At 43.9% G+C, this 6,555-nt stretch carries 4 protein-coding genes; 3 read left to right on the top strand and 1 reads right to left on the bottom strand.

Features of this window, described 5'->3' with window-relative positions; all coding sequences use genetic code 11:
- Positions 1-544 precede the first annotated feature (544 nt).
- Positions 545-1,531, bottom strand: coding sequence for a cytochrome-c peroxidase (locus KIV40_RS03645; protein WP_228173907.1), 987 nt, complete (start codon positions 1,529-1,531; stop codon positions 545-547).
- 634 nt (positions 1,532-2,165) lie between these two features.
- Here KIV40_RS03645 and KIV40_RS03650 point away from each other — a divergent pair.
- The 3 genes from KIV40_RS03650 (at position 2,166) to KIV40_RS03660 (ending at position 6,284) form a co-directional block, all read left to right on the top strand.
- A complete protein-coding gene (locus KIV40_RS03650) occupies positions 2,166-3,758 on the top strand; it encodes a S8 family peptidase (RefSeq protein WP_285347972.1) in 1,593 nt (530 codons plus the stop codon).
- Positions 3,759-3,938: 180 nt separating this feature from the next.
- Positions 3,939-5,387, top strand: a complete 1,449-nt coding sequence (locus KIV40_RS03655; RefSeq protein ID WP_012128092.1) for a serine protease — start codon at positions 3,939-3,941, stop codon at positions 5,385-5,387.
- A 507-nt stretch (positions 5,388-5,894) separates the two neighbouring features.
- Positions 5,895-6,284, top strand: coding sequence for a hypothetical protein (locus KIV40_RS03660; RefSeq protein WP_134977655.1), 390 nt, complete (start codon positions 5,895-5,897; stop codon positions 6,282-6,284).
- The last annotated feature ends 271 nt before the right edge of the window (positions 6,285-6,555 follow it).

Below are 6,555 nucleotides of genomic sequence, written 5' to 3' on the forward strand. Positions count from 1 at the left end.
TAAATAATGACTTTGAGCGTAGTTTATCAATCAGTTCTTCTATCACCACTGTATCGTCTTTCGTTAACCTTGATCGCCAAATTAAGCACCAAATGATCCTTACTCGATAACTCCGATTGTTAACGGTAATTGGAGCGTTTCTAAACGCGATAATAAAAAGCCGTTTTGAATAGAGGATCTCTTCTCCAATTCGCAAGGTAAATCTTGTCGACAGGCGGTGGTATTCTGCTGTTACGAGTATGCCATCGATATAATTTGATTGTGTTTGAACGGTTTTGAATCCCATCTTGATCTATCCTTAGATCTCTCACTTAACTCTACTAATCAATATCTTACTGTAAGCTCGTCCAAAAAATTCAATTACATTGTATTTCTTAATAAAAGCTGGGTTAGTGCATATGGAGTGGTATGCCATTGCTCGGAATAACAGCAAGAGGCTGAGACTGAAAAAGTCATATATTCAATAGATGAAGCTGTGTTAAAGCGGCTTGATAAGCAGCAAAGGAGCCAACCATGGCTCCTTTGTTATTCATGAACGACCGAGTTAGATATTTGGACGTGCCGTCTCGTTAGTTGATGGTGGTAGATGAGGCAATGTTACCTCTGGTTGGTCACCAGTTAATGAACGTAAGAACTCAGTGATTTTTCCAGATTCCTCTTTCGTTAGCTTCTGGCCAAGTTGAAGGTCAGCCATCATTGCTACGGCTTCTTCTAAATCCCAAACCGAGCCATCGTGGAAGTACGGGTAGGTGAGTTCGACATTACGCAGTGTTGGTACTTTAAACACAAATTTATCGAAATCATTACCGGTGATCGCCTTACGTCCCACATCTGGGTTGTCTGTTGCAAACGGCTTTACTAAGCCCATCTTTTGGTACATTTGACCACCAGCTAATGGGCCACTGTGACACGCAGTACAACCTTTTGCTTTAAATAGGTTATAACCCTCGACTTGCGCTGTGGTTAGCGCGTTGTTGTCGCCTTTCAACCAAAGATCGAATGGTGCGTTTGGCGTGCGCAAAGTCTGCTCAAATGTTGCAATCGCGTCAGTCACGTTATCAATGGTGATCGTCTCACTGCCATAGGCTTGTTTAAACCACTCGCGGTATTGGGGGATTGACTTAAGTGTGTCGATCGCAAGCTGGTGGCTAAAGGCCATTTCGAGTGGGTTCTCGATTGGACCTGCTGCCTGTTCTTGCAAATCTTTGGCTCGTCCATTCCAGAACTGAACAAAGTTCAAATCCGAGTTAAACACCGTTGGTGAGTTGATAGGGCCAATCGCCCATTTATGACCTATGGAGCTTGGTAGGTTATCGACGCCGCCTTTTGCGATGTTATGGCAAGAGTTACAAGAGATAGTGTTAGAGGCAGATAAACGAGGCTCGAACCAAAGCGTTTTACCTAGTTGTACTTTTTTCGCATCAAGCCCTGCTACAGGCTCAATCACCTTAATGGGCTCTGAGGATTGGCGCTCTGCATAGGCACCGAAAGACAGCGCTGACAAGACGCTCACTGCTATAAGAGTTTTCATAATAACTTCCTTTTTAAGTGATTTTTTCACTCTCACTAGGGCGGCGTACTTCGTGTTGGTACGCTCTGGAAGCCACGGTATAGCAATCGTTTTTTTCGATAAAACGCAAAAAATCGATGGTTTTTATGGCAAAAAACGATGTTAAAAGCGAACAAACTTTGCACGATTTGATTTTGCTTGCCTCCCACGGTTCTGATCACTTTTTGTTTACAACTGTGCAAAGAATATAAACGAATGGTTCGTTGATTTAGGTCAATTATGCAATCAAATGAATTTGAGAGATGGAGTCTCTAGATTGGAGAAAAAGTGGAGGTTTTATCTTGCGAATAGGACGTTGGTAGAGGACATATAACAGCCAACAAGTCCGATGTTTAGAATTATTCTATTTTAGGGAGTTTGCTCTAACTCTGAGTTAATCATTACATTTCAATTTCAAGAAAGGTTTGGAATTGGTCATGTTTCTGAGTATACGAATTATTATCAGCTACGCATCCGGTTGCGCATTGTTCTAGGTTGAATTGTGTAACGTCACTGCAGCACGTATTGAGCGTATTACGCTGATTGTCTGTGTTTTCGTGTTGACAGTTTGGTACTAGGTAAAAATCAACAACACTATGATTTCAAGGAACATTTTATGTCAAAGAAACTACTTACTTGTTGTATAACCTCGGCAATCTGTTTTCATTCTGCTTCCGTTTACTCTCAATCAACGGATCTGCCAGGTGCTTCTGATTTACAACAAGCCCCTGCAGCGTTGATGCTCGCTCCGGACGATGTCGCCATCGCTGATCGTTATATCGTGGTCTTCAAACAGCCGCAAATGATGCCGAGCGACTCTCCAGATTTTCAACAGTCCACGCAACAATCGGTGGACAGTATGTCCGGTTTATATTCGATACAGGCGGAGTCCATATTTGACCGATCCATCAGTGGCTTTGTGGCAACATTGAATGCAAACCAACTCGATGAGTTACGCTCTGACCCCCGAGTAGACTACATCGAACAAGATAAAATGCTAACGCTTGAACCGATAGTCTCGGTAGAAGCAAATCAAAGCAATGCGATTTGGGGTCTTGATCGAATTGATCAGCGCAGCCTACCTCTTGATAGTAACTACAACGCCAACTTTGATGGTACAGGGGTAACGGCTTATGTCATCGATACCGGTGTGAACAATTCACACGTCGAGTTTGGTGGGCGTTCGGTTTCTGGTTACGACTTTGTCGATAATGATTCAGACTCAAGTGACTGTAACGGACACGGTACGCACGTTGCCGGCACCATTGGCGGCAGCCAGTATGGTGTGGCAAAGAACGTCAATATTGTTGGTGTAAGAGTACTTAGCTGTTCTGGTTCTGGTTCGACATCCGGTGTTATTGCCGGGGTGGACTGGGTGGCTGCTAACGCTTCCGGACCTTCTATTGCCAACATGAGTTTGGGAGGCGGACAATCCACAGCGTTGGATAGCGCAGTGCAAAGTGCGATTCAATCAGGGGTGAGCTTCCTGCTCGCAGCTGGCAACTCTAATGCGGATGCTTGTAACTATTCACCAGCTCGCGTTCCTTCTGGCGTGACCGTTGGCTCCACAACGAGCTCAGATTCACGTTCGAATTTTTCAAACTGGGGTAGCTGTGTCGATGTGTTTGCACCGGGCTCGCAAATCAAATCTGCTTGGTATGATGGTGGCTACAAAACCATCAGTGGCACCTCAATGGCAACGCCACATGTCGCCGGTGTCGCAGCGCTATATCTTCAAGAAAACAGTGCATTATCACCAAGCCAGCTAGAGGCACTGATTGCTGAACGAGCATCCAATGGAAAAGTCACAGACACTCGCGGAAGCGTAAACAAGTTGCTCTATAGCTTGGCGGATTCTGACTGTGGTCAAGATTGTGGTGGTCCAAATCCAACGCCAGATCCAGAAGGCAAGCTAACCTCTGGTGTTCCAGTGAATGGCTTGAGCGGCGCAACAGGTGCGATGGACTATTTCTATGCTGACCTAGAGGCAGGCCAACGTCTAACTGTTCAAACCATTGGTGGTAGTGGTGATGCTGACCTCTACGTTCGCTTTGGTTCGAAACCAACACGCAGCAGCTGGGATTGCCGACCATATAAATACGGCAACAACGAAACATGTACTGTGACGGCGCCTCAAAGTGGACGTTACCACATCATGATTCATGCATACTCTAGCTACAGCGGTATGACGATTCAGGCGAACTACTAACGCTCATCACTAAGCCCACTTTCGGGTGGGCTTTATCTCTCAATCCCAAATAATTCTGAGTTGCTGGTTCCCGACGAACTTCCATCGTTTCCCTAGACGAATGCTTGTACTTTCAGTGAATGCCTTCAACTGAAGTCACTTGAGCGGCTCAGATTCGCACTTCTTAAAGAGACAAATATCATGAAAATACCGAGGATACAGGTTGGTTTGTTCTTAGCGACGTTGCTCTTTTCTTCGCTGGCGACTTCTCAGGAAAAATTGATTCAAGTGGCGGACAAAATTGAACATGCCTATACATTTACCAATACAGAAGAGAACCACGACACCGTCAAATATCAGCTCCATCATTCAGGTGCGAGCTTTATCAAAGTCCATTTCTCCCAATTCAATCTTGGCGTTGGTGATTCCGTTACATTGAGCTCTGATAACTCAGCAGAGAAGGTGACTTATCACGAAGGTAGTAATGAGCCCTTTTTCGCACGTTCCATTTCTGGTGACGCTGTCACTATTGAATGGCGTCGTGCTTCTGAGTCTGGCAGTCTCACCGTTGATTACTACACTGCAGGCTACAGTGAAGACAAGTTGCAACAAGTAGGTACGCTTTCTACCTGCGGTGTTAATGAGCGACGCGATGCTGCTTGTTGGGAAGAAAGCCATCCGACAGAGTTTGGTTGGAGTCATGCCGTCGCGCGATTGCTCATCGACGGGCGAAGTCTTTGTACAGCTTGGCGAGTGGGGCCAGAAAACCATCTGATGACAAATAACCACTGCGTTTCGACGTCAGGCAAGTTGCGTAATACAGAAGTGTGGTTCAACTACCAACGTATGACGTGTAATGGCAGTTTAGATGACGTGGTGAAAGTCATGGGTAATGAGTTGATTAAGACTGACTACACGCTTGATTACTCTCTGTTTAATGTGACCAACTTCGACACCATTGCCCAGTTTGGTTATCTAGGACTAACGGATACACCTCCTGTCTACGGTTCAGGTATTTACATCCCACAACATGGTGCAGGTAATCCAAAAGAGATTGCGATAGAGAGTGACAAGAATGGTTCAGGGCTTTGTCAGATAGATGTCGCGAGTGCAAACGGCCGTGGCACCGGGACGGATACTGGTTATTTTTGTGACACGATTGGTGGGTCTTCTGGCTCCCCGGTTCTTCTATCGGATAGCCATCAGGTTGTCGCACTTCACCACTATGGAGGTTGTGAAAACCAAGGGGTTAAGATGGAACGAATTTGGCCAGAAATTGCGCCAGTTTTTGGAGGGCAATTGCCTCAAGGTAAAATGGGTAAGCAGCCTCCAACATCGGAATACCCAACAATCTCCGTTGGTGACGTGATCGGTGATTTACAGCAGCCTAAAAATGGCCAATTGATCTTTGTTTTACCCGCTTCTGAAAGAACACAAGACGTCGTTGTGTCAATGTCTGGTGGGGCGGGGGATGCGGATTTGTATACGCTTTCTGGGGGCCGACCGGATAAATCAACGTACGATTGTCGACCTTATCGTGCCAACAGCAACGAGAGTTGTGAAGCGCGAATGGAATCGCAAGACCTCTACATTCTTATCAGCGCGTATTCGGCGTTTTCCGGCGTCACATTGAGCGTGGATGTGAAGTGATTATTACTTGTAGCAATCACGTAGGGGGCTCCCTGAGTCCCCTAGACCTCAAACCTCAGCAGCTTTGTTCCAAGCATCACTCAAAAATAACGACAAAACGCACTACATATTTTAGAGCTATAAGTCTAGATTGCGGATAGAAACCGCTACCTTTAAATTTATCTGTGTTGATTTTCCCCTCAGTTACTCATCAAATTACATCTGTCATTAAAACCACAAGAAATCATGAGTTTCATTATATTTACTTTTTAAATTTTTTTAATTAACGAGTGACTATTAGGTCAGTAGTTATGTTCATGATAAAAACTTCGTAAGATTGGCAACTACGGAAAAGTTAAATTTTCCGTATTTTTATTTATTCCATTGGAGGTGTTTGAAGATATATCGGTTTCAATTTTACCAGTGTTTTAATTAATAGAAGTATAATGTAAATAAGATTACGCCAGAGGAAGTCGGCGAAATTTATTAATGAATTAATTTTAATTTACACACGTGAAGAAGTTTATTATGAATAGAAAAATGTTGTCTCTATTATCAGTGTTTTCATTGCTTATGTCTGCAAATGCCATGTCTGCTGAAGAAGGGAACCTATCTTACGATGAGAACACGGACAGTTGGGGGTACCCATTTGTAACCGTTGCTAATTCCACTCAGTTTCATGTGTCGGGACGAGTTGAGTTTGCTGTTTGTTTACAAAGCTCCTATGTTGCAAACGCTGGCCAACAATGGACCGATGATGAAAGAGGCCTTTGTTTAGTTACTAAAGTGACGGCAACGGTTGCTACGGCTGATGGAAACGTAACCGCTAAACCTTACACTTCCACTGGGACATCTTTCAGTAACTTTGCCGTAATTTACCGAGATGGAAATTATGAAGTGACTCGTATCATCAATTAAAAATGAGAAATGAAATTAAGTCCTAGGATATATAATGAAAACAATTATATTTTTATCGCTATGTGCTACTTGTATTTCGTATGCTGGTTCCATGAGTAGGTCTTCTGAAGGGTATTTTAGTAGTAAATGCAAAGTTACGCCTTCGCATGAGATGTGTAAGATTAAGGGTTAGATTTTAAATACAACGGATTGATAGATTTTCTATTATTAAAATTCGAAAATTTATTCAAGTAAATAAATCAAAGCCCACCACGCGGTCTGTCTCTTGATC

It is taken from the genome of Vibrio sp. D173a, assembly GCF_030248475.1.